Below are 23,290 nucleotides of genomic sequence, written 5' to 3'. Positions count from 1 at the left end.
CCAGACGGCGACCCGACGGCGACCCGACGGCGACCCGACGGCGTCAGAGCCTGAAGGCGCTCACCGCCTCGTGCAGCTCGCGGGCGGTGCGCGCGAGCGCGTCCGCGGTGTGCGTGGCGGCGCCGGCGCTGTCCGTGGTGCGGCCCGCCGCGCTGGCCACGCCGGCGATGCCGTCGCTGATGTCCTGCGTGCCGGAGGAGACCTCGCTGACCGAGCGGACCATCTCCGCCGTCGTCGCGGACTGCTCCTCCACCGCCGAGGCCACCGTGGCCTGCAGCGCGTCGATGCGCCCGATGACCTCGCTGATCTGCTCGATGGCCGAGCGCGCGTCAGCGGCGTCGGCCTGGGCGGTGGCCACCCGGGCCACGATCTGCTCGGTGGCGCGGGCGGTCTGCCCGGCCAGGTCCTTGACCTCCCCGGCCACCACCGCGAAGCCCTTGCCCGCCTCCCCGGCCCTGGCCGCCTCGATGGTGGCGTTCAGCGCCAGCAGGTTGGTCTGCTCGGCGATGGAGGTGATGAGCTTGACCACCTGGCCGATCTCCCGGCTGGAGGTGCCCAGCCGCTCCACCGTGGCGCCCGCGGCGTGCGCGGTGGCGACGGCGTCGGCGGCGGTCCGGGAGGCGGTGGAGGTGGAGGAGGCGATCTCGCCGATGGCGGAGGTCATCTGCTCCCCCGCGGCGGCGATGGTCGACATCGACGCGGAGATCTGCTGGGAGGCCCCGGCCACCACCTGCGCCTGCGCAGCGGACTCGCCGGCGCCGGCGGACAGCTCCCCGGCCACGCCCGCCAGCTCCGCGGAGGCGGCGCTGACGGCGTCCGCGCGACCGGTGATGCCCCGCACCACCTGCGCCAGCTGCTCCACTGAGGCGTCGGTGGCGGCGGCCAGGCGGCCGACCTCGTCCTTGGCGGTGATGCCCGTGCGCTGGTCGAGCCGGCCCTGCGCGAGCCCCTGGACCACCTCCAGCACCCGCGACAGCGGCCTGACGGTGCTGCGGGTCAGCACCACGACCATCACCACGGCGGCGGCCACGGCCAGCGCGGACAGGGCCAGCACCGCCCAGCGGGACCTCGCGGTGGCCTCGACGCCCAGGCGGTGCTGCTCGGCGGCGTGCTGCACCTCGGCGTCCTGCAGCTGCAGGACGAACTCGCCGACCAGCGCGACCAGGGCACCGGTCGCCTGCAGCCGGTCGCCGGTCAGCGCGGCGTCACCGGCGGCCGCGGCCTCCAGCACGCCGGGGCGGACCACCGCCCACGCGTCGAGGGTGTGCCCCACGGTCGCGACGGTGACCGGGTGGGCGGCCGGCCCGGCCTCCAGGAAGGCCTCCCACTCCTCGGCCAGGGCGCGCTCGCTGTCGGCCACCGCGGCGGCCGCCAGCGCGGTCCCGCCGGGGCGGGCGCCCTCGCGGACCACCGCCACGTGCAGCGCCTGCAGGTCGCGGGCGAGGGCGGTCTGGCCGGCGTAGACGCGGTCGACGGTGATCAGCGCCTCGACGCCGCCCTCGGCGACCTCGGTGAGCCGCTCCTGGGCCCGGCCGAGCTCGGCGGTGCTGAGGGCCGCGAGGGTCACGAAGAGCGCGATGACGGCGCTGAAGGCGCCCACGAGCCGCGTGGTGATGCTGGTGTCGGTCAGGCGCCTGCTCATGGTGTGGTCCTCCGAGACCTCGGGTCGGCTTCCCCCGTGCCCTCGGCCTGTGGATCACCGGACCTGAGCGGTCAGCGCCTGGTCTCGGGGAAGAGGAGGTCCACGAAGCGCTCCGCCGTCGGCTGCGGCTCGTGGTTGGCCAGCCCGGGGCGCTCGTTGGCCTCGATGACCACGTACCGCTCCCCCTCGACGTCGGGCACCAGCAGGTCCAGGCCCGTGACGGGGATGCCCAGCACCCGGCTCGCGCGTCGCGCCGCCTCGGCGACCACCGGGTGCAGCCTGTCGGTGACGTCCTCGATGGTGCCGCCGGTGTGCAGGTTGGCGGTGCGGCGCACCCGCAGCACCTGCCCGCGGGGCAGGACGTCGGTCATCGCGTGCCCGGCGTCGGCGACGATGGCCTCGGTGGTCGCGTCGAGCGGGATGGTGCTCTCCCCGCCGGTGGCCTGCGCGCGGCGCCGCGAGTGCCGCGCCACCAGCTCCGCCACGGTGTCCCGGCCGGTGCCGACCACTTGGGCGGGGCGGCGCACCGCCGCGGCGACCACCTCGTGGTCGATGACGACGACGCGCAGGTCCTCCCCCTCCACGCGCTCCTCGACCAGCACGTCCGGGCAGTGCGCCAGCGCCGCCCGCACCGCCGCCACCAGGGCGTCGTCGTCGGTGACGCCGACGGTGATGCCGCGCCCCTGCTCTCCGCGGGCGGGCTTGACCACGACGTCGCCGGTGGCGGCGAGCAGCTCGCGCGCGGCGCGCAGCGCCTCCTCGCCGTCCCCGGTGGCCTCTGCCGCGCGCGGCACGGCCAGCCCGGCGCGGGCCAGCAGCCGGGAGGTGACGCGCTTGTCGTCGCAGCGGCTCATCGCCACCGCGCTGGTCAGCTCCGAGAGCGACTCGCGGGTCAGCACGCTGCGCGCGCCGGAGGAGATCCGCAGCTCCCCCGACGGCGCGTCGGTGACCTCCACCCGCAGCCCGCGGCGCAGGGCCTCGTCGGCGATGATCCGCGCGTAGGGGTTGACCTCGTCCAGGCCCGAGGGCCGCGGGGAGTACAGCGCCTGGTTGATGGGGTTCTTGCGCTTGACGCAGACGGCCGTGGTCGGGGTGAACCCGAGCTTGCGGTACAGCGCGATGGCCCCGGTGTTGCTGTGCAGCACCGACAGGTCCAGGTGGGCCCGCCCGCGGGCGGCGTAGCGCTCGGCGAGCCGCCGCACGAGCGCCTCCCCGGTGCCCGGCGGCGCGGCGTCGGGGTCCACGGCCAGGCACCACAGGCTCGCGCCGCCCTCGGGGTCGCCGAACGCCAGGACGTGGTCGACGCCGGTCACCGTGCCCACCACCCGGGCGCTCCCGCCCGCGCGCCGGTCCAGGGCCACGAGGTGGGTGAAGGTGCGGGTGCGCTGGTTGGCCCACATGACGTCCACGTCGGCCTCGACCATCCGCGCCAGCGCGTAGATGCGGTTCACCTGCGCCAGCTCCTCGCGGGCCTGCACCGTGCGGACCTCGACGTCGCGGACGGCGTCGCGGCGCTGGCGGTAGGAGTGCAGGTCGAGCCGGTAGGTGTAGGAGGGGTCGACGAACAGCTCGTGCGGGGAGGTGCCCACGAGCACCTGCGGGTCGGGCACGTAGCAGGCGATGTCGCGCTGGCCGCTGGCCTCGTCGCGCAGCGCCTCCAGCACGCCGCCGGGCTCGGCGAAGGTGTTGCCGAACACCAGCCGGCCCCAGCCCATGTCCAGGACGACGTCGGGGTCCGTCCCGTGGCGCGGGTGGCCGCCGCGCGGACGGGTGCGCAGGCCGGCGACCGGGTGGCGGCGGCGCGCCGCCGGGGGGGCCGCCATCAGCGGACCCCGTGCGTCTGCAGCCAGAGCTCCAGCAGGCCCACCTGCCACAGGCGGTTGCCCTTGAGGGGCGTCAGCTCGGCGTTGGGGGCGTCCAGCAGCTCGGCCACGGCGGAGGCGCGGAACAGGCCGCGGTCGCGGGCGGCCTCGGAGGTGAGGGCGTCGCGCACGAGGTCGAGCACCCCGCCCTCCAGGTGCGTCAGCGCCGGGACGGGGAAGTAGCCCTTGGGCCTGTCGATGACCTCGCGGGGGATGGTGCGCCGCCCGATGGCCTTGAGCACGCCCTTGCCGCCGTCGGCGAGCTTGAGCTCCGGGGGCACCTGGGCGGCGAGGGCCACGAGGTCCTGGTCGAGGAAGGGCACGCGGGCCTCCAGGCCCCACGCCATGGAGGTGTTGTCGACCCGCTTGACGGGGTCGTCCACGAGCATCACCTCGGTGTCCAGGCGCAGGGCGGCGTCGACGGCCGTGGCGGCGCCCGGGCGGCCGAGGTGGGCGGCGACGAAGGCGCGCGAGGGGTCGGCCGGGGCCGCGCCGGGCGCCGGGCGCAGCGCGTCGAGCACGCCGTCGCCGACCAGCCAGGCCATCCCGCCGGGCCCGTCGGGGCCCCTGTCGAAGAAGGCGCGCGCGTAGCTGTCGGTGGCCGCCTCGACGTCGAAGCCACCGCCCGGCAGCCCCGGCACCTGCGCCATCGGCGGGTACCAGTGGTAGCCGGCGAAGACCTCGTCGGCGCCCTGCCCGGACTGCACCACCCGGATCTCCTGCGCGACCCGCTGGCACAGCAGGTCGAAGGCGACGACGTCGTGGCTGACCATCGGCTCGCTCATCGCGCCGACGGTGTGCCCGAGCGCGTCGGCCAGGGACGGGCTGTCGACCGCGATCTTGTGGTGGTCGGTGCCGTAGTGGGCGGCGATGACGTCGGAGTACTGGAACTCGTCGCCCTCGCGGCCGCCGGCGGCGTCGAAGCCGATGGAGAAGGTGGCCAGGCCGCTCTGCCCCTCCTCGGCGAGCAGCCCGACGATGAGGCTGGAGTCGAGGCCGCCGGAGAGCAGCACGCCCACCGGCACGTCGGCCACCAGGCGGCGCCGCACCGCCGTGCGCAGCGCCTCCTCCACGGCGTCCTCCCAGTCGCGCGCCGACCAGCCGGCCTTGGCGGGGTCGCGCTCGTAGGTCGGCTGCCAGTAGACGCGGTCGCGGAAGCCGTCGGGCCCGCAGCCGGGCTCGTAGACGCGCACGGTGGCCGGGGGCAGCTTGCGCACCCCGGTGAGCACGGTGCGCGGGGCGGGCACCACCGCGTGCCAGGACAGGTAGTGGTGCAGCGCCACCGGGTCGATGCTCGTGTCCAGCGTCCCGTCGCGGCGCCCGGCGGCCACCAGCGCCGGCAGGCTGGAGGCGAACCTCACCGCCCCGCGGCTCTCGGCCAGGTACAGGGGCTTGATGCCGAGCCGGTCGCGCGCCATGACCACGCGCCCGGTGCGGGGCTCGTGGAGGACGACGGCGAACATGCCCACGAGGTGGTCGACGAAGTCGTCGCCCCACTGGCGGTAGGCCTTGAGGATCACCTCGGTGTCGGAGGTGGAGCGGAAGCGGTGCCCCTTCGCCGCCAGCTCCTCGCGCAGCTGGGGGTAGTTGTAGATGCAGCCGTTGAAGACCGCGACGAGCTCGTCCTCGGCGCTGGCGCCCCCCGGCCCGTCGACCATGGGCTGGGCGCCCGCCTCGGACAGGTCGATGATCGCCAGGCGGCGGTGCGCGAGGGCCACCGGGCCGCGGGCCCACTCCCCCTCGCCGTCGGGACCGCGCGGCGCGAGCACCTCCGACATGCAGCGCACGGCGCCCGCGTCGGCCGCGGCGCCGTCGAACCTGAGCTCACCGGAGAGTCCGCACACCCCCAGCACCCAACCGCGCCCGCGCCGGGAGCGCCAGCCGGTCGGGCGATGTCCGCCGTGCTCGGCGGTCCGCCCGGGCGGACCGGGACAGCGGGTGGCTCAGCGGTCCAGGCGGTACCAGGCGACGCGCTGGCCGGCGCCGCAGCGCACGTCCCAGGCGCTGGTGAGCATGTCGAGGAGCTGCTGGCTGTGACCGGCGATGGCCGGCACCGGTTCCCCGGGCCGGCGCTCGGCGGCGGTGGTCACCGTCAGCTGCACGCGCCGCGGCCCCAGGGACAGCTCCACGTGGAGGTCCTCCCCGGCGCCGTGGCGCACCCCGTCGGTGGCCAGCTCGGAGGCCAGCAGCACCGCGGCGTCGATCAGCGACCGGTCGGTGACGCCCTGGTCGGACAGCGCGTCGTCGACCAGCAGGCGGACGTGCCCGACCGAGGCCGGGACGCGCGCCATGGTCAGCTCTGCGACCGGCGCTCCGCCGGCCAGCAGGGTGACCGGCGCCAGTCCGCCCCGCGCTGCCCGCTCAGGCATGGCGACGACGGTAGCCCCGCTGGGGCCGCCGCGCCCAGCGACGGGCGACATCCGCCGCCGCGCCGGACCGGGCGGCCCCCGGAGCGGGCCGCTCAGCCGGCGTAGGTGGCCACGACGGGGGCGTGGTCGCTGAACCTCTCGGCGTAGGTGGCCGCGCGGTCCACCTCGCAGGCGGTGGCGCGCCCGGCCAGGCCCGGGGTGGCCCACTGGGCGTCGATGCGCCAGCCGGTGTCCTTGTCGAAGGCCTGGCCGCGCCAGCTCCACCAGGAGTACGGGCCGTCGACCGGGCCGGCCAGGTGCCGGGCCACGTCGACCCACCCCTGCGCCGCCCAGGCGTCCAGGTGCGCCTGCTCCTGCGGCAGGAAGCCGGCCTTGCCGCGGTTGCCCTTCGCGTTGCGGATGTCCAGGGCGGTGTGGGCGATGTTGAGGTCCCCGCAGACCACGGCCTGGGGCCCGCCGGCCTCGGCCGCGGCGTGCAGGGCGCCCATGCGGGCGCTGACGGCCTCCAGGAAGGCCATCTTGTCGTCCTGCTTGGGGGTGCCGACCTCCCCGGAGTGGACGTAGACCGACACCACGGTGAGCACGCCGCTGGGGCTGGCCGGCGTCTCGACGTCCAGCTCCACCCAGCGCCCGGTGCCGTCGAAGCGGCCGTCGATGGCGGTGCGCTGCTCGCCGGCGGGCAGCCGGGTGGCGACGGCGACACCGGCCCGCCCCTTGCTGCCCGCGTCGGTGGGCTCCACGTGCGCCACGTGCCAGCCACCGCCGAGGGAGTCCTCCAGCAGGCCGGCCAGGGTGGCGTCGTCGGCGCGGACCTCCTGCAGGGCCAGGACGTCGGGGCGGCGCTGCTCCAGCCAGGTCGGCATCCCGCGGCGCACCGCCGCGCGGATGCCGTTGACGTTCACGGTGGCGAGGCTCAGGGGCACCGCCCGATCCTCCCCCACGCCGTGATCACGCCAGGAGGGCCGGTCCCCGCGCTCGGGGACCGGCCCTCCTGGGCGGTGCTGCTGTCAGCTCTCGTTGCCGGCGGGCACGTCGCCGCGCCAGGCGCCGGTGGCGGCGCCCTGGTCCTCGATGAACGCCTTGAACCTCTTCAGGTCCGCCTGGACCTGGTGGTCGTCGACGTTGAAGGCCGAGCCGACCTTCTCCACCAGGCCCTCGGGCTGCCAGTCCATCTGCACGGTGACCCGCGTCTGGGACTCCGCGAGGCGGTGGAAGGTCACCACGCCGGCGTGGGTGGGGCCGTCGGGGTCGGTGGTCTTCCAGGCGACCCGCTCGTCGGGGTGCTGCTCGGTGATGACGGTGTCGAACTCCCGCTGCACCCCGCCGACCTTCGTCGTCCAGTGGCTGTGGGTGTCGTCGACCTGGCGGATCGACTCGATGCCGCCCATGAAGGCAGGGAAGGACTCGAACTGGGTCCACTGGTCGTAGGCGCGGCGGACGGGGACGTCGACGTCGATGCTCTTCGTCACGGTGGTCATGAGTCCTCCCTACCCCTGCGGGCGCGGGCCACACGTGCCCGCGAAGCCCGTCGCGGCGCCCGGGTGGCCGTGTTGACTGGCCGGGTGCCCGGACGACGCGCCGCCGACCCCGCCGCCGACCCCGCCCGACGCGAGCGCCGGCCCGGCGCCGGCCGGCGTCCCCGCGGGCGCACCGCGCTGGTGGCCTCCGGGGTGGCCGCGGCCCTCGTGGCGGCCGGGGCCGCCACCGCCGTCGTCGTGCAGCAGGGGCGCGAGCGGGCCCGCGACGAGGCCGCCCGCACCGCCGCGCAGGCGCTGGCGGACGGCATGGCGGCCGGTGACCTCAGCGGCGCGGTGCTCGTGGACGCCGCCGGCGCGCCGGCGCCCGAGGCCGCCGAGCAGTACGCGGCGGTGGTCGCCGGCATGGACGGCCTGCGGCCGCGGGTCGCCGTGACGGCGGTGGACGCCGGCGCGCAGCCGCCCACCGCCCAGCTGTCGGTGACCTGGGACGTCGGGGAGGGCTGGACCTCGACCACCCGCGCCGAGCTCGCTCCCACCGCCGCGGAGGACGACGACGGCGCCTGGGGGGCCGTCTTCGCGCCCTCCGCGGTGGAGCCGACCCTGGCCGCGGGCGAGCGCCTCGCGCTGCAGCGCACCGCCGCGGCGCGCGGACAGGTGCTGGGGCGCGACGGCTCGGCGCTCGTCGCGGACTCCCCCGTGGTGGAGGTGGGTGTGCAGCCCAGCCGCACGACCGACCCCGCGGGGCTGGCCGCGCAGCTGGCGGACCTGCTCGACGTGGACGGCGCCGCCCTGGCCGAGCGGGTCACCAGCGCCGCACCCGACGCCTTCGTGCCCGTCATCACCCTGCGCCGGGCCGACTACGACGCCGTGAGCGCCCAGCTGCGCCCGCTGCCGGGCGCGGTGTTCCGCGAGTCGACGCTGCCGCTGGCGCCCACCCCGGCGTTCGCCCGGGCCCTGCTGGGCCGGGTGGGGCCGGCCACGCAGGAGCTCGTCGAGGCCAGCGGCGGGCGGGTCGCCGCCGGGGACACCACCGGCCTGTCGGGCCTGCAGCGCACCTACGACGAGCGCCTGGCCGGCACGGCCGGGTCCACCGTGCAGGCGGTGCCCGCCGAGGGCGGGCAGGGCGGGCCGCGGCCGCTCTTCACCTCCGAGCCGGTGGCCGGGCGGGCCGTGCAGCTCTCCCTGGACGCGCGGGTGCAGCAGGCCGCCGACGGCGCGCTGGCCACCGCGCGCAGCAGCGACCCCGAGCCCGCGGCGGCGCTGGTGGCCGTCGACGTGCCGACCGGTGACCTGCTCGCGGTCGCCAACACCCCCGCGACCGGTGCGGACAGGGCGCTGGACGGGCAGTACCCGCCCGGCTCGACCTTCAAGGCCGTCACGACCACCGCGCTGCTGGCGGGCGGGCTGGACCCGTCCGAGGTGGTGCCCTGCCCGGCCACGGCCACCGTGGACGGGCGCAGCTTCCGCAACTTCGAGGGCGGGGCCCTCGGCGACGTCCCCTTCTCCACCGACTTCGCCCAGTCCTGCAACACCGCCTTCGTCGCCCTGTCCGAGCGCCTGGGCGCCCAGGACCTGCCGACCGCGGCGGCCTCCCTCGGCCTCGGGGGCGGCTGGGACGCCGGGCTCGGCGTCAGCGCGTTCACCGGGTCCGTGCCCGCCGACGAGGACGACGTCGCCCGGGCGGCTGCCTCGATCGGGCAGGGCACGGTGCTGGCCAGCCCCGCGGCGATGGCGGTGGCCGCCGCGACCATCGCGCGCGGCAGCTGGACGGCGCCGCGGCTGGTGCTCGACCCGGCGCCCGCCCCCGACGCCGCCGACGCCCCGGCCGGCGCAGCGCCGCAGCCGGACGCGGCGCGCCTCGCCGTCGTGCGGGACCTCATGCGCCAGGTGGCCACCTCCGGCACCGCCAGCGCGCTCGCGGACGTGCCCGGCGCCCCCGTGAGCGCGAAGACGGGCACGGCGGAGTACGGCTCCGGAGACCCGCCGCCCACGCACGCGTGGGTCATCGGCTTCCAGGGCGACCTGGCGTTCGCGGTGCTCGTGGAGGACGGCGCCAGCGGTGGCAGCACGGCGGTGCCGGTGGCCGAGGCCTTCCTGCGGGCCCTCGCCTGAGAGGCGGGAGCGCGGCCGCCGGGGCAGGGTTGACCGGGTGATCGTCGCCGTCGCCGGAGCCCACGGGCAGATCGCCCGCCGCCTCACCCGCCTGCTCGTCGCCGGTGGCGACGAGGTGGTGGGCCTCATCAGGAACCCCGACCACGCCGCGGACGTCGAGGCGGACGGCGCGCGCGCCGTCGTCGTCGACCTGGAGTCCGCCGGGGTGGCGGAGGTGGCGGGCGCCGTGCGCGGCGCCGACGCGGTCGTCTTCGCCGCGGGCGCGGGCCCGGGCAGCGGCGTGGAGCGCAAGGACACCGTCGACAGGGCGGCCGCGGTGCTGCTCGCCGACGCCGCGCAGGCGGCGGGCGTGGGCCGCTACGTGCTGGTGAGCTCCTACGGGGTCGACGCCGTGCGCGACGGCGCGGCGCCCGAGGGGGTCGACGAGGTCTTCACGGCCTACCTGCGCGCCAAGCTCGCCGCCGAGGAGGAGCTGCTCGCCCGGGCCTCCTCGGGCGCCTTCGAGCTGGCCGTGCTGCGTCCGGGGGGCCTGACCGACGAGCCGGGCACCGGCACCGTCTCCCTGGAGCGCTCCCTGCCGCGCGGGCAGGTCTCCCGGGACGACGTCGCCGCGGTGCTCGCCGCGCTGCTGCGCGCGACCTCCCTGCTGCCGGCCGAGGAGGGCCCGGTGCTGGAGGTCATGGCCGGCGACGAGCCCGTCGACGCCGCCGTGGCCCGCTCCCTCACCCCCGCCCCCGCCGCCTGACGCCTGGCTCTCCCTCCGACCGTGATCATGGGCGGTCGGCCACCTGGTGGCCGGTCGCCCATGATCACGAGGGAGTGTCAGGAGGTGGGGCTGACGAGGATCTTCACCGCCGTCTCGGTGCGGTGCAGCAGGGTGTCGTAGCCGACGTCCACCAGCTCGTCCAGACCGATGCGGTGGGTGATGAACGGCGCCAGGTCGACCCTGCCCTCCTGCACCAGCCGGATCGTGGCCGGGTGGTCTCCCGCGTAGCCGATGGTGCCGCGCAGGTCGACCTCCTTGAGCACGAGCGACTGGATGTCGAGCTCGGCGCGGTGGCCCCAGATCGAGACGTTGACCACCACCCCGCCGGGCTTGACGGCGTCGATGAGCGTGTCGAGCACCGGCTGGGCGCTGGAGCACTCGAAGCACACGTCAGCGCCGCGCCCGCCCGTGAGCTCGCGGACCCGCTCGGCCACGGACCCCTCCCGCGGGTCGAGCACCTCCTCGGCCACCCCGGTGTCGCGAGCCCTGGCCTTGCGGGCCTCGCTGACCTCCGTGAGCAGCACCCTCAGCCCCTCCGCCTGGAGCAGCGCCGCGAGCAGCAGCCCGATCGGCCCGGCGCCGCCCACCAGCGCGACGTCGCCGGCGCGCGCGCCGCTGCGGCGGTAGGCGTGGTGGCCCACCGCGAGCGGCTCCACGAGCGCCGCCTGGTCCAGCGGGACGTCGCCGACGGGGTGCACCCAGCGGCGCTCGACCACGATGCGCTCGGCCAGCCCGCCGCCGCGCCCGCCGAGCCCGATGAAGTTCATGTCAGGGCTCAGCTGGTAGCTGTCGTCGTCGCCGGTGGGGGTGCCGGGTCGGAGGATGTACGGCTCGACCACCACCGACTCCCCCACGCGCAGGTCGTCCACGCCGTCGCCCAGGGCCGAGACCACCCCGGAGAACTCGTGGCCGATGACCAGCGGGGCGCTCTCCCCCGAGACCGGGTGCGGGTGCCCCGGCGGCGGGATGAAGATCGGCCCCTCGGTGTACTCGTGCAGGTCGGTGCCGCAGATGCCGCACCAGGCCACGTCGATGGCCACCGACCCGGGCACCAGCTCGGGATCGGGCACCTCCTCCACGCGCACGTCGCCGCGGGCGTGCCAGCGCGCGGCCCGCATCAGCGGGTGTGGTGCACGGGCGCGAGCTCGTGCACCGGGGTGTCCAGCCCCTCGTAGCGAGCCTTGAGCTGCAGCGCCAGGTACAGCGAGTAGTGCCGCGACTGGTGCAGGTTGCCGCCGTGGAACCACAGCCCCTCCTGCTGGGTGGGCTTCCACATGTTGCGCTGCTCGCCCTCCCACGGGCCGGGGTCCTTGGTGGTGTCCGACCCGAGGCCCCACACCTTGCCGACCCTGTCGGCGACCTCCGGGGAGATGAGGTCGGCCGCCCAGCCGTTCATCGACCCGTACCCGGTGGCGTAGACGACCAGGTCGGCCGGGAGCCGCTTCCCCTCCGGCGTGCCGTCGTCGAGCACCACGGCGTCCTCGACCAGCTCGCGCACCGGCTCGTGCACCACGGCCACGCTGCCGTCGGCGATGAGCTCGCTGGCGCCCACGTCGATGTAGTAGCCCGAGCCCCGGCGCAGGTACTTCATGAACAGGCCCGAGCCGTCGTCGCCGAAGTCCAGCCAGAACCCGGCGGCCTCGAGCCGGTCGTAGAAGTCCCTGTCGCGCCGCTCGATCTCCTGGTACAGCGGGATCTGGAACTCGTGCATGATCCGGTAGGGCAGCGAGGCGAAGACGAGGTCGGCCTTCTCCGTGGTGACGCCGTTCGCGAGCGCCTCCTCGGAGTACAGCGCGCCCAGCCCCACCTCCATGAGCGAGTCGGACCTGACGATGTGCGTGGAGGACCGCTGCACCACCGTCACCTCCGCGCCGTGCTCCCACAGGGCGGCGGCGATGTCGTGCGCGGAGTTGTTGGCCCCGATGATCACCGCCTTCTTCCCGCGGTAGGCGTCGGGGCCGGGGTGGGCGCTGGAGTGGTGCTGGTCGCCCTGGAAGGTCTCGGCGCCGGGGAAGGACGGGACGTTCGGCTTGCCGGACATGCCGGTGGCGAGCACGAGCTCGGTGGGCCGCAGGACGAGGTGCTCGGTCTGCTCACCGGTCCCGTCGGCGGCTGGGTGGCGGCGCTCGAGGTGGACCTCCCAGGTGCCGGACTCCTCGTCGCGGGCGGCGGAGACCACGCGGGTGGAGCCCCAGTAGTCCACCTCCATCACCCGCACGTACATCTCGAGCCAGTCGCCGATCTTGTCCTTGGGCGCGAACACCGGCCAGTTGCGCGGGAACGGCAGGTAGGGCAGGTGGTCGTACCAGACCGGGTCGTGCAGGCACAGGCTCTTGTAGCGGCCGCGCCACTGGTCGCCGGGCCGCTCGTGGGCGTCGACGACGAGCGCGGGCACCTCCAGCTGGCGCAGGCGCGCGCCGAGCGCGATGCCGCCCTGTCCCCCGCCGATGACGAGGACGTGCGGCTGGCGGTCCTTCCCCCAGCCCTCCACGCTCGCCTCCCGGCGCTCGCGCCAGCTGGACCTGTCGCGCTGCACGCCGTGCTCGGCGCCGCGCGGGCGCCGGCCGTCCTGGTGCTCCTCGAAGCCCTTGAGCTCGTGCAGGGTGGTGAGCAGCGTCCACGCCACGTCGTGCCGGGCGCCGTCGTCGCCGTCCTCCTCCACGAGCCGCAGCAGGCCCTTGCCCCGGCCGACCGCCGTCTCGAAGGTGATCCACGCCTCCACCGTCGGGCGGCCGTCCGGCGCGGCGGCGTCGGCGGCGGGCTCGCTGGTCGCGAAGCCGCGGGCGCCGGTGCGCTCGGCCGTGGCGCGCACCCGCTCGGCCACCTGGCCGCGGCCCTCGGCGGTGGTGATGTTCCAGGTGAAGGCCACCAGGTCGCGCCAGTAGGAGTCGGTGGCGAACAGCGCGGCGACCACGTCGGCGTCGGCGCGCCCGAGCGCCTCCTCGAAGGCGGCGAGCCAGGCCTCGGCGCGCTGCTGCGCGCTCGGTGCCGCGGGGGCGGCCTGCTCGCTGACGTCGAGCTCGGGGCGGTCGAGGGTCTGGCTCATCGGTGAGCGCCTCCCGGGGGTGGGCTGCCGCCGGCTCCGCTGCCGGCGGCGACACCGGCAGGCTGCTCCTGCCGCGGTGCGCGGCGCAGGGGTTGCAGCGGGGGTTGCAGCCCCGCGTGCAGCCCCTGGACGCGCGGCGGCCCCCGGCCCCAGGCTGGTGCTGCTGCGCGGCCGGGTCGAGGAGGAGCTGGCGCGCCGCACCGGAGGTCCCGTGACGCACACCGCTGGCCAGAGCGCGCTGCCCGCCGGCAGCGACCCGCGCGAGCACGCCCGGGCGCTGCACCGCGTGAGGCTGCGGGCGCTGTCCGGCGCCGAGCCGCCGCAGGCGGTGCGCACGGTGATCGGCGCGTCGTGGCGGCGGGCGCGCCGGCGCGGGCTCGACCCCGGCCACGCGCCCGAGGTGCCCCCGCTGGGCGGCGGCGACCTCGCCCGGCGCCGCGCCGCCAGCGGCCTGGAGCCCCTCATGCCGCTGCTGCGCACGCGGCTGCTGCCCGCGGCGGAGGCCGCCGGCCAGATCATGGTGGTCGCCGACGACGAGGGCCGGGTCCTGTGGCGCGAGGGCGGCCCGGACGTGCGGCACCGCGCCGACAGGCTCGGCTTCGTCGAGGGCTCGGCGTGGGACGAGTCCAGCGTGGGCACCAACGCCATCGGCACCTCGATCGTCACCGGTGAGGCGGTGCACGTCTTCGGCCCGGAGCACTACGCCGAGTCGCACACCCCGTGGACGTGCGCGGCGGCGCCGCTGCACGACCCCGTCACCCGCGCGCCGCTGGGCGTCGTGGACCTGTCGGGGCCCGCGCACACCGTGCACCAGAGCACGGTCTCGCTGGTCGACGCCGTCGCGCGCCTGGTGGAGCTGGAGCTGCGCGCCGAGTCCGACGCCCGCCTGGCGGTGCTGCGCGAGGTGGCGGGTCCGGTGCTGGCGCGCGTGGGCGGGCCCGCCGTCGTCGTCGCCCCCGACGGCGCGACGGCGGCGGCGCGCGGGGTGGACGTGCCGGGCCGGGTGTGGCTGCCGGCCGGGCTGGAGCCCGGTGAGCTGTGGCTGCCCGCGCTGGGCCGCTGGAGCGCCGAGGCGCTGCCGGGCGGGTGGCTGCTGCGGCCCGCGGGCCGCCCGGGAGGCGGGGGCGTCGAGGACGGCGAGGGCGGGAGCGCCGCGTCGGTGGTCCTCGACCTGCGCTCGCGCCCCGCGCGGCTGCGGGTCGCCGGCGACGACGGCGCGTGGGAGCACCGGCTCACCCCGCGGCACGCGGAGCTGGTGGCGGCGCTGGCGGCGCACCCGGAGGGGCTGAGCGCCGCGCAGCTGGCGGCGGAGGTCTTCGGCGACGCGGGCCGCACGGTGACCGTGCGGGCCGAGCTGTCGCGGCTGCGGCGGGCCCTCGGCCCGCTGCTGGCCCACCAGCCGTACCGGCTCGCCGTCCCCTGCACCACCCTCCCCCCTCCGTGACCACGGTCCCCCGCACGCGGGAGGTGCCCCCGGGTCCGCCACCTCGCCGGGTGGCCGATCGGCCATGATCACGGTGGGCGTGCGGGTGGGGGCGGGGGTGCCGCGCCGGGACCGCGGGGGCAGGGTGGAGCGCGATGCTCAGCACAGCCAGCCCGTCCGGCCCCGCCGGCTCGACCACGGCGACGCCGCCGCCCACCGCCACCGCTGACCCGCCCGCCGCCGTCCCCTCGGCAGCCTTCGACCTGGCCGCGGCCGCCGTCGAGGCCGCCCTCGCCGCGGGCGCGCGCTTCGCCGACGCCCGCGTGGTCGACCGCCGCCACGAGGCGCTGACCGCCCGCGACGGCGACCTGCGCCAGCTGTCCCAGACCACCGAGGCCGGCCTCGGCGTGCGGGCGCTGGTCGGTGACGGCTGGGGCTTCGCCGCACTGGCCGACCCGACCGGAGAGCGCGACGCCCGCGCCACCGGCGAGCGCGCCGTCGCCGTCGCCCGGGCCAGCGCCGCGGTCCGCGCGCCGGGCGCCGGTCAGCGCGGCGTCGAGCTGCTGCCGGTCCCGCCGCAGCGCGGCGGCTGGGCCAGCGGCTGCGCGCGCGACCCCTTCGAGGTCTCCCTGGCCGAGAAGGCCGACCTCCTCGTGGGCGTGACCCGGACGATGAAGCAGGCCGGCGGGCCCGCCATCGGCGTGGCCGAGGCCCTGTCGGCGGCGTGGGACACCCGCACCGCCTACGTCTCCTCCGAGGGAGCCCGCGTGGGGCAGCACGTGCGTGAGACCGGCGCCGGCATGCACTGCCTGGCCCTCGGCGAGCACGAGGTGCAGCGCCGCTCCTACCCCGCCTTCCGCGGGCAGTACGGCACCCGGGGCTGGGAGCTGGTCGACGAGCTCGACCTGCCCGCCCACGCCGACCGCATCGCCGAGGAGGCCGCGGCCCTGCTCACCGCGCCGCTGTGCCCCAGCGGGGAGACCACCCTCGTGCTCGGCGGGGAGCAGATGAGCCTGCAGATCCACGAGTCGGTGGGCCACGCCATCGAGCTCGACCGCATCCTCGGGTGGGAGGCCGCCTACGCCGGCACCTCCTGGCTGGACCTGTCACGGCTCGGCGACCTGCGCTTCGGCTCCGAGCTCATGACCATCACCATCGACCCGACCATCCCCGGGGCGCTCGGCTCCTTCGGGTACGACGACGAGGGCACGCCCGCCGCACCGCGCGACGCCGTCCGGAACGGCATCTGGACGGGCGTGCTGGCCGGGCGCGACTCCGCGGCGCTGGCCGGCTACGACCACGCCGGCTCCGTGCGCGCCGACGGCTACGGCCGCCTGCCCATGGTCCGGATGACCAACGTCGGCCTGGAGCCCGGGCCGCACTCGCTGGAGGAGATCATCGCCGCCACCGACGACGGCGTGCTCATGGAGCACAACCGCTCCTGGTCGATCGACGACAAGCGGCTCGACTTCCAGTTCGGCTGCGAGGTCGGCTGGGAGGTGAAGGCCGGGAAGCGCGGCCGGATGCTGCGCAACCCCTCCTACACGGGCACCGGCCCGGTGTTCTGGAACAGCCTGGACATGCTGGCCGGCCGCGAGCCCGGCGAGTGGCGCGCCTGGGGCACGCCCAACTGCGGCAAGGGCCAGCCCGGCCAGGTCGGGCACACCGGCCACGGGGCCGCCCCCGCCCGGTTCACCGGCGTGCGGGTGGGGGTGCGCGGATGAGCGCCCAGCGCACGGGTGGCCGGCACGACCTGGACGCCGTCGTCGAGAGGGTGCTCGGCGAGGTCCGCGAGCAGGGCGGCGCGGCCGCCGGGCCGGTGGAGGCGACCGTCCGCGCCGACCACCACCGCCTGGCCCTGACCCGCTTCGCCGGGTCCGGGATCCACCAGAACACCGAGGACGACAGGACCACCGTCCACCTGCGCGTGGCCCTCGACGGCGGCCGCAGCGCGTCGGTCTCCACCACGAGGACGACGACGACGGCGCTCGCGGACCTGGTGTCCGCGGCGCTGGCCGCCGCGCGGCTGAGCCCGCGCGACGCCACCTGGCCCGGGCTGACCGGACCGGTCCCCGCGGCCACCGGCGCCGGGCCCGACGACGCCACCGCCGGCGCCGGCCCGGCCGAGCGCGCCGCGCTCGTGGCCGCGTTCGTCGAGGCGGCCGGCGGCCTGGAGACCGCCGGCTACGCCCAGACGACGCTGCTGACCAGCGCGGTCGCCGACACCGCCGGGCTGCACGCCCGCGCCGCGTCCACGGGGGCCGTGGTCGACGGCATCGCCCGCGCCCTGCCCGCCCCCGCCCTCGACGGCGCCCCCGGGCGCGCAGGAGACGCGTCCTTCCGCGCCGACGGCGTCGGCCGGGCCGCCGCCCGCTCGCTGGCCGACCTCGACGCCGCCGCCCTCGGCGCCCGCGCCGCGCGCAGGGCGCGGGCGCAGGCCGCTCCCGCCCAGCCGCTGCGGCGCGGTGAGCTGCCGGTGGTGCTGGAGGCCTCCGCGGTGCTCGACGTCGTCGCCGGGCTGCTGAGCTCCTCCTTCAGCGGGCGCGGCCTCGTGGAGGGCACCAGCGGGGTGCGCCTGGGCGAGCAGCAGCTCGACCCCGCGCTGACCCTGCTGGACGACCCCCTCGACCCCGCCTCCACGGCCCTGCCGTTCGACACCGAGGGCACCCCCGCCCGGCGCACGGAGCTCGTGCGCGACGGCGTGCCGCAGGCCGTCACCACCGACCGGCGCACCGCGGCGGCGCTGGGGACCCGCCACCCGGGGCTCCCCGCGACGGCGGGCGCGCACGACGCCAGCGACACCTGGGGCCCGGTGGCCCACGCCCCGGTGCTCTCCCCCGGCGGCGGGGGCTCGGTGGACGACCTCGTGGCGGGCCTGGAGCACGGGCTGCTCGTGTGCGACCTCTGGTACACCCGCCTGGCCGAGGCGAAGCGGTCGGTGTGGACGGGCCTGACGCGCAACGGCACCTTCCTCGTGCGCGACGGCGAGGTGGTCGGACCGGTGGGCGTGCTGCGCTTCACGCAGTCCTACCTGGAGGCGCTGGCTCCTGGGGCGGTGACCGTCGGGTCGGAGGCCGAGGCGCTGCCGCGGGCGCTCACGTTCGGGGCGGCGGGCACCGCGCGCGTCGTCGTCCCCGCGCTGCGGCTGGCCTCCTGGAAGGTCACCGGCGGCGCCGCCACCTGACCCTCCTCCTACCGTGATCATGGGCCTCCGCCACCCCCGGGGGTGGCGGAGGCCCATGATCACGGGAGGAGGAGGGGGCTGGCGGAGCGGTCACCGGCCCACCAGGGCAGCATCGCGGGGTGCCACCCGCCACCGCCGCGACCACCGTCGTGTGGAACGCCTTCAACGGCCGCTACGCCGACAACCCCCGCGCCCTGCACGAGGGCCTGCTGGCCCGCGGCCTCGACGAGTCCGCCGGCTGGGAGCACGTGTGGATGGCCGACCCCCGCCACGCGAGCGCCTTCCCCGAGGGCGTGCGCACCGTGCCGGTCCGCAGCGCCGCGTGCGAAGAGGCCCTCGCCAGCGCCGACGTCGTCGTCGCCAACTGCCACATCACCCTCGACCCCTGGCCGACCGGCCGCCCCGGCGGCGGGCCGCGCTTCCTGCAGACCTGGCACGGCACGCCGCTCAAGCGCATCCACCGCAGCGCCGCCTGGCTGCCCGCCGAGGAGGTGCTGGCCGAGCTCGACGCCGACATCGCCCGCTGGGACGCGCTCGTCACGCCCAGCCCGGAGGCCACGCGGCTGCTGCGGGAGGCGTTCGCCTACGACGGCGAGGTGCTCAAGACCGGCTACCCGCGCAACGACGTGCTGTCGGCCCCCGACGCCGGCGAGCGCCGGGGCGCCGTGCGCGCCCAGCTCGGCATCCCCGAGGGCGCAACCGCGGTGCTGCTCGCCCCGACCTACCGCGACGACGAGGCGGGTGGCACCGGTGACCTGCCGCTGGGCTTCGACGTGCCCGAGCTGCTCGACGCCCTCGGCGACGACGTGGTGCTCGTGCTGCGGCTGCACTACTACGTCGCCGACCGGCTCACCCTCTCGCGCGACCCGCGGGTGGTCGACGCCTCGGCCTACCCCGACGTCGCCGAGCTGTACCTGGCGGCCGACGCGCTGGTCACCGACTACTCCTCGGCGATGTTCGACTTCGCGGTCACCGGGCGCCCGGTGGTGCTCTACGCCCACGACCTCGAGAGGTACCGCGACGTGCTGCGCGGGTTCACCTTCGACCTGCGCAGCGAGGGGCCCGGTCCCCTGCTGGCGCAGCCGCACGAGCTCGCCGAGGCCCTGGGCGACCTGCCGGGCGTGGCCGCGGCGTTCGAGGCGCAGTACGCGGCGTTCCGCGAGCGGTGGTGCTCGCTGGAGGACGGCCGGGCCACCGAGCGGGTGCTCGACGCCTTCTTCGGCCCGGCCTCGTGAGCCGCGCGGAGACCGGCGCCCGGGCCGCCGCGGAGGACGGCTGGTGGCGCACGGCGGTCGTCTACCAGGTGCTGCTGCGCAGCTTCGCCGACGGGAACGGCGACGGGGTCGGCGACCTCGCGGGCCTGCGCGCGCGCCTGGGCCACCTGGCGGCGCTCGGCGTCGACGCGGTGTGGGTGAACCCCTGGTACCCCTCCCCGGGCGTGGACGCCGGCTACGACGTCGCCGACTACCGCGACGTCGACAGCGCCTACGGGACGCTGGAGGAGGCGCAGGCCTTCGTCGACGAGGCGCACGCGCTGGGGATGCGGGTGCTGCTCGACGTCGTCCCCAACCACACCTCCGACGCCCACCCGTGGTTCCGCGCGGCCCTGGCCGGCGACGAGCGGGCCCGGGCGCGCTACCTCTTCCGGCCCGGGCGCGGACAGGGCGGCACCGAGCCCCCCAACGACTGGGACTCCTCCTTCCGCGGGCCGGCGTGGACCCGCTCGCTCGACCCGGCCACCGGCGAGCCGGGCGAGTGGTACCTGCACCTGTTCGCCCCCGAGCAGCCCGACCTGGACTGGGGCAACCCCGAGGTGCGCGCCGAGCTGCTCGGCGTGCTGCGGTTCTGGTTCGACAGGGGCGTGGACGGGTTCCGCGTGGACGTCGCGCACGGCCTGGCCAAGGCGCCCGGCCTGCCCGACGCCGAGGGCGCCGACCGGCGCACCGAGGCCCACCCGGGCTGGGACCAGGACGAGGTGCACGAGGTCTACCGCGCCTGGCGGGCGCTGGCCGACTCCTACGACCCGCCGCGGGTCTTCGTGGCCGAGGCGTGGGTGGCGCGGCGCGAGCGGCTGCCGCTGTACGTGCGCCCCGACGAGCTGCACTCCGCGTTCGCCTTCGAGCCGCTGCACGTGGCCTGGCGCGAGGGCCCGTGGCGCCGCGTCGTCGAGCGCGAGCTGGCGTTCTCGGCCACCTCGGGCGCGCCGAGCTCGTGGGTGCTCACCAACCACGACGTCGTGCGCCAGGTGACCCGGTACGCCCGCGAGCAGCCGGAGGAGAAGGGCGGCAACGAGTGGGAGCGGGCCCGGTGGCCGCACTCGGTGCCCGACCTGGAGCTCGGCCGGTGGCGGGCGCGAGCGGCGCACCTGCTGGTGGCGGCGCTGCCCGGGGTGCTCTACGTCTACCTCGGCGAGGAGCTGGGGCTGCCGGAGGTGGAGGACCTGCCGGCCGCCGCCCGCGTCGACCCGATCTTCCACCGCTCCGGGGGCACCGACCCGGGCCGCGACGGGTGCCGCGTCCCGCTGCCGTGGACGGGCGCCGAGCCGGTCGCCGGCACGTGGCTGCCCCAGCCGCAGGGCTGGGGGCGGCTCGCGGTCGCGGTGCAGGAGGGCGACCCGGGCTCGGTGCTGTCGCTGTACCGGGCCTCGCTCGCCCTGCGCCGCCGGCTGTGGGCCGGCGCCGGGCCGCTGGAGTGGGACGACGACGCGCCCGCCGCCGTGCTGGCCTTCCGCCGCCGCGGAGCGGCCGGGGAGGACCTGCGCTGCTGGGTGGCCTTCGACGGGCCGGCGCAGCTGCCCGCCGGCGCCGAGGTGCTGCTGACCTCCCGCCCGGAGCTCTCCAGCACCGGGCAGGACGCCGGCCGGTCGGGCGGGCCCGCCGTCGTCCTGCCTCCGGACACCACCGCCTGGTGGCGCCCCTCCCCCACCTCCCCGTGATCATGGGCGATCGGCCACCGCCGGGGTGGCCGATCTGGGGGCACCTCCCGCGTGCGGGGGACCATGATCACGGACGGGGGCCGGGGTCAGGAGCGGGCGGCGAGCACCCTCTCGGCGGACTCCACGACGTTGGCCAGCAGCAGCGCCCGCGTCATCGGGCCCACGCCACCGGGGTTCGGGGACAGGTGCCCGGCGACCTCGGCGACGTCGGGGTGGACGTCGCCCAGGAGGCGGGTCTTCCCCGTCTCCCCGTCCAGGACGCGGGTGACGCCCACGTCGAGGACGGCGGCACCGGGCCTGACCACGTCGGCGGTCACCAGGTGCGGCGAGCCAGCGGCGGCCACCACGACGTCGGCGCGGCGGACGTGCGCGCCGAGGTCCTCGGTGCCGGTGTGCGTCAGGGTCACGGTCGCGTCGACGCCGCGCCGGGTCAGCAGGAGCCCGATCGAGCGCCCCACCGTGGTGCCGCGCCCGATGACGACGACGTGCGCGCCGCGCAGCGGCACGCCGGCCCGCTCCAGCAGGTCCAGGCAGCCCCGCGGCGTGCACGGCAGCGGTGAGTCGAGCGGCCCGGACAGCCGCAGCACGAGGCGCCCCAGGTTGGTGGGGTGCAGCCCGTCGGCGTCCTTGGCGGGGTCGACGAGCTCGAGGACCCGCTGCTCGTCGAGCCCCTCCGGCAGCGGCAGCTGCACGATGAAGCCGGTGCACGCCGGGTCGGCGTTGAGGCGCGCGACGGCGGCCTCGACGTCGGCCTGGGTCGCATCGCCGGGCAGGTCCTCGCGCAGGGAGGTGATGCCCACCTCCGCGCAGTCGCGGTGCTTGCCGGCGACGTAGACCTGGCTGCCCGGGTCCTCACCCACCAGCACCGTGCCGAGGCCCGGGCGCAGCCCGGCGGCGGCCAGGCGCGCCACCCGCTCGCGCAGGTCGGCCTTGACCGCCGCCGCAGCGGCCCTGCCGTCGAGCAGCTGCGCCGGCATCAGGCGCCGGCGCCGGCGGGCGCGGCGCTGGCCGGGGGCAGCTCGGGGTAGAGGGGGAAGGCCTCGGTCAGGGTGCGGACGCGCTCGCGCAGCGGCGCCACGTCGGCCCGCGGGTCGAGCGCGCCGGCGATGATGTCGGCGACCTCGGTGAACTCGCTCGCGCCGAAGCCGCGGGTGGCCAGCGCGGGGGTGCCGATGCGCAGGCCGGAGGTGACCATCGGCGGGCGCGGGTCGAAGGGGACGGCGTTGCGGTTGACGGTGATGCCGGCCGCGTGGAGGCGGTCCTCGGCCTGCTGGCCGTCGAGCTCGGAGCGGCGCAGGTCCACCAGGTCGAGGTGGACGTCGGTGCCGCCGGTGAGCACCGAGGCCCCCGCGGCGTCGACGTCGGGCTGCATGAGCCGGTCGGCGATGATCTTCGCGCCCTCCAGGGTCCGCTCCTGGCGCTCGCGGAACGCCTCGCTGGCGGCGATCTTGAAGGCGACCGCCTTGCCGGCGACGACGTGCATGAGCGGGCCGCCCTGCTGGCCGGGGAACACCGCGGAGTCGATCTTCTTGGCGTGCTCGGCGCGGCTGAGGATGAGCCCCGAGCGCGGGCCGGCCAGCGTCTTGTGCACCGTCGTGGTGACGACGTCGGCGTGGGGCACCGGGCTGGGGTGCAGCCCGGCGGCCACCAGGCCGGCGAAGTGCGCCATGTCGACCATGAGCAGGGCGCCGACCTCGTCGGCGACCTCGCGGAAGGCGGCGAAGTCGAGGTGGCGGGGGTAGGCCGACCAGCCGGCGATGATGAGCTTGGGGCGGCGCTCCAGCGCGACCCGGCGCACGACGTCCATGTCCACGAGGAAGCTCTCGGGGTCCACGCCGTAGCTGGCCACGTCGAACAGGCGGCCGGAGAAGTTGGCCTTCATGCCGTGCGTCAGGTGCCCGCCGTGCGCCAGCTCCAGGCCGAGGATGGTGTCGCCGGGGCGGATGAGCGCGTGCATGACCGCGGCGTTGGCGGTGGCGCCGGAGTGGGGCTGCACGTTGGCGTGCTCGGCGCCGAAGAGGGCCTTGGCGCGGTCGCGCGCGAGCTCCTCAGCGATGTCGACCTGCTCGCAGCCCCCGTAGTAGCGCCGGCCCGGGTAGCCCTCGGCGTACTTGTTGGTCAGCACCGACCCCTGCGCCTGCAGGACCGCGCGCGGGGCGAAGTTCTCGCTCGCGATCATCTCGAGGGTGTCCTGCTGGCGGCGCAGCTCGCCGTCGAGCACGGCGGCGATCTCCGGGTCCACCTCGGCCAGCGGGGCGTCGGTGAGGGACTGGGCGGGCAGGGCGGTCTGCGTCACGGGGCGCTCCTCGCGGGTTCTGGCGGTCTGCGGGCGGTCTGCACTCGTGGCGAGCGGGCCCAGGCGGACGACCCGATCGGCTGCTTCCCCGCCGCTCCCCGGTGGTTGCCCACCTTCGCCAGTCGCGACCGGCCCAGCGTAGACCGCCCCCGCCCGGGGGTCGACCCCCTCACCCCG

17 protein-coding genes and 1 riboswitch are annotated in these 23,290 nt (G+C 76.9%); of the genes, 7 read left to right on the top strand and 10 right to left on the bottom strand.

The window, feature by feature from the left end:
• Window positions 1-43 precede the first annotated feature (43 nt).
• The 6 genes from ACUN9U_RS15710 to ACUN9U_RS15685 all read right to left on the bottom strand — a co-directional run bounded on the left by ACUN9U_RS15710 (window position 44) and on the right by ACUN9U_RS15685 (window position 7,351).
• On the bottom strand, window positions 44-1,642 hold the full coding sequence (locus tag ACUN9U_RS15710) for a methyl-accepting chemotaxis protein (RefSeq protein WP_445485953.1): 1,599 nt from the start codon (window positions 1,640-1,642) through the stop codon (window positions 44-46).
• A gap of 71 nt (window positions 1,643-1,713) precedes the next feature.
• On the bottom strand, window positions 1,714-3,465 hold the full coding sequence (ngg, locus tag ACUN9U_RS15705) for an N-acetylglutaminylglutamine synthetase (protein WP_445485952.1): 1,752 nt from the start codon (window positions 3,463-3,465) through the stop codon (window positions 1,714-1,716).
• Window positions 3,465-5,348, bottom strand: a complete 1,884-nt coding sequence (locus ACUN9U_RS15700) for an N-acetylglutaminylglutamine amidotransferase (RefSeq protein ID WP_445485951.1) — start codon at window positions 5,346-5,348, stop codon at window positions 3,465-3,467. Before ACUN9U_RS15700 ends, ngg begins: the two co-directional genes overlap by 1 nt.
• A gap of 99 nt (window positions 5,349-5,447) precedes the next feature.
• Window positions 5,448-5,873: a hypothetical protein gene (locus ACUN9U_RS15695; RefSeq protein WP_445485950.1), complete on the bottom strand. Its 426-nt coding sequence runs from the start codon at window positions 5,871-5,873 to the stop codon at window positions 5,448-5,450.
• A gap of 92 nt (window positions 5,874-5,965) precedes the next feature.
• Window positions 5,966-6,790: an exodeoxyribonuclease III gene (locus ACUN9U_RS15690; protein ID WP_445485988.1), complete on the bottom strand. Its 825-nt coding sequence runs from the start codon at window positions 6,788-6,790 to the stop codon at window positions 5,966-5,968.
• A 90-nt stretch (window positions 6,791-6,880) separates the two neighbouring features.
• The gene (locus tag ACUN9U_RS15685) at window positions 6,881-7,351 is read right to left on the bottom strand and encodes an SRPBCC family protein (protein WP_445485949.1); all 471 of its coding nucleotides are present in this window, start codon (window positions 7,349-7,351) and stop codon (window positions 6,881-6,883) included.
• Window positions 7,352-7,435: 84 nt separating this feature from the next.
• Here ACUN9U_RS15685 and ACUN9U_RS15680 point away from each other — a divergent pair, with 84 nt between their 5' ends.
• Together ACUN9U_RS15680 and ACUN9U_RS15675 are read left to right on the top strand one after the other, a co-directional pair.
• Window positions 7,436-9,463 (top strand): penicillin-binding transpeptidase domain-containing protein, encoded by a 2,028-nt coding sequence (locus ACUN9U_RS15680; RefSeq protein ID WP_445485948.1) that lies wholly within the window; start codon window positions 7,436-7,438, stop codon window positions 9,461-9,463.
• A gap of 37 nt (window positions 9,464-9,500) precedes the next feature.
• Window positions 9,501-10,208, top strand: a complete 708-nt coding sequence (locus tag ACUN9U_RS15675; RefSeq protein ID WP_445485947.1) for an NAD(P)H-binding protein — start codon at window positions 9,501-9,503, stop codon at window positions 10,206-10,208.
• A gap of 77 nt (window positions 10,209-10,285) precedes the next feature.
• Here the strand turns inward: ACUN9U_RS15675 and ACUN9U_RS15670 are convergent, their stop codons facing one another.
• Together ACUN9U_RS15670 and ACUN9U_RS15665 are read right to left on the bottom strand one after the other, a co-directional pair.
• Window positions 10,286-11,347 carry a 2,3-butanediol dehydrogenase gene (locus ACUN9U_RS15670; protein ID WP_445485946.1) on the bottom strand — a complete coding sequence of 354 codons (1,062 nt, stop codon included), beginning with the start codon at window positions 11,345-11,347 and terminating at the stop codon, window positions 10,286-10,288.
• Window positions 11,347-13,275, bottom strand: coding sequence for a flavin-containing monooxygenase (locus ACUN9U_RS15665; protein ID WP_445485945.1), 1,929 nt, complete (start codon window positions 13,273-13,275; stop codon window positions 11,347-11,349). Before ACUN9U_RS15665 ends, ACUN9U_RS15670 begins: the two co-directional genes overlap by 1 nt.
• A 211-nt stretch (window positions 13,276-13,486) precedes the next feature.
• Here ACUN9U_RS15665 and ACUN9U_RS15660 point away from each other — a divergent pair, with 211 nt between their 5' ends.
• From ACUN9U_RS15660 to ACUN9U_RS15640, 5 genes are all read left to right on the top strand, one after another.
• Window positions 13,487-14,719: a GAF domain-containing protein gene (locus ACUN9U_RS15660; RefSeq protein WP_445485944.1), complete on the top strand. Its 1,233-nt coding sequence runs from the start codon at window positions 13,487-13,489 to the stop codon at window positions 14,717-14,719.
• 134 nt (window positions 14,720-14,853) lie between these two features.
• Window positions 14,854-16,422, top strand: a complete 1,569-nt coding sequence (locus tag ACUN9U_RS15655; RefSeq protein ID WP_445485943.1) for a TldD/PmbA family protein — start codon at window positions 14,854-14,856, stop codon at window positions 16,420-16,422.
• Window positions 16,419-17,882 carry a metallopeptidase TldD-related protein gene (locus ACUN9U_RS15650; protein ID WP_445485942.1) on the top strand — a complete coding sequence of 488 codons (1,464 nt, stop codon included), beginning with the start codon at window positions 16,419-16,421 and terminating at the stop codon, window positions 17,880-17,882. Before ACUN9U_RS15655 ends, ACUN9U_RS15650 begins: the two co-directional genes overlap by 4 nt.
• 119 nt (window positions 17,883-18,001) lie before the next feature.
• Window positions 18,002-19,117 carry a CDP-glycerol glycerophosphotransferase family protein gene (locus ACUN9U_RS15645; protein WP_445485941.1) on the top strand — a complete coding sequence of 372 codons (1,116 nt, stop codon included), beginning with the start codon at window positions 18,002-18,004 and terminating at the stop codon, window positions 19,115-19,117.
• Window positions 19,114-20,817, top strand: coding sequence for a glycoside hydrolase family 13 protein (locus tag ACUN9U_RS15640; RefSeq protein WP_445485940.1), 1,704 nt, complete (start codon window positions 19,114-19,116; stop codon window positions 20,815-20,817). Before ACUN9U_RS15645 ends, ACUN9U_RS15640 begins: the two co-directional genes overlap by 4 nt.
• Window positions 20,818-20,903: 86 nt before the next feature.
• Here the strand turns inward: ACUN9U_RS15640 and ACUN9U_RS15635 are convergent, their stop codons facing one another.
• Both ACUN9U_RS15635 and glyA read right to left on the bottom strand, forming a co-directional pair.
• Window positions 20,904-21,794: a bifunctional methylenetetrahydrofolate dehydrogenase/methenyltetrahydrofolate cyclohydrolase gene (locus tag ACUN9U_RS15635; protein ID WP_445485938.1), complete on the bottom strand. Its 891-nt coding sequence runs from the start codon at window positions 21,792-21,794 to the stop codon at window positions 20,904-20,906.
• Window positions 21,794-23,113 carry a serine hydroxymethyltransferase gene (gene glyA, locus ACUN9U_RS15630; RefSeq protein ID WP_445485937.1) on the bottom strand — a complete coding sequence of 440 codons (1,320 nt, stop codon included), beginning with the start codon at window positions 23,111-23,113 and terminating at the stop codon, window positions 21,794-21,796. The genes ACUN9U_RS15635 and glyA overlap by 1 nt, the downstream gene beginning before the upstream one ends.
• A gap of 50 nt (window positions 23,114-23,163) precedes the next feature.
• A riboswitch (ZMP/ZTP riboswitch) is annotated at window positions 23,164-23,249 on the bottom strand.
• Between the last annotated feature and the right edge of the window lie 41 nt (window positions 23,250-23,290).

This window comes from Quadrisphaera sp. KR29 (assembly GCF_052644995.1).
Note: the sequence above shows the minus strand (reverse complement) of the source record. Positions and strands in the feature narration are given on the sequence as shown.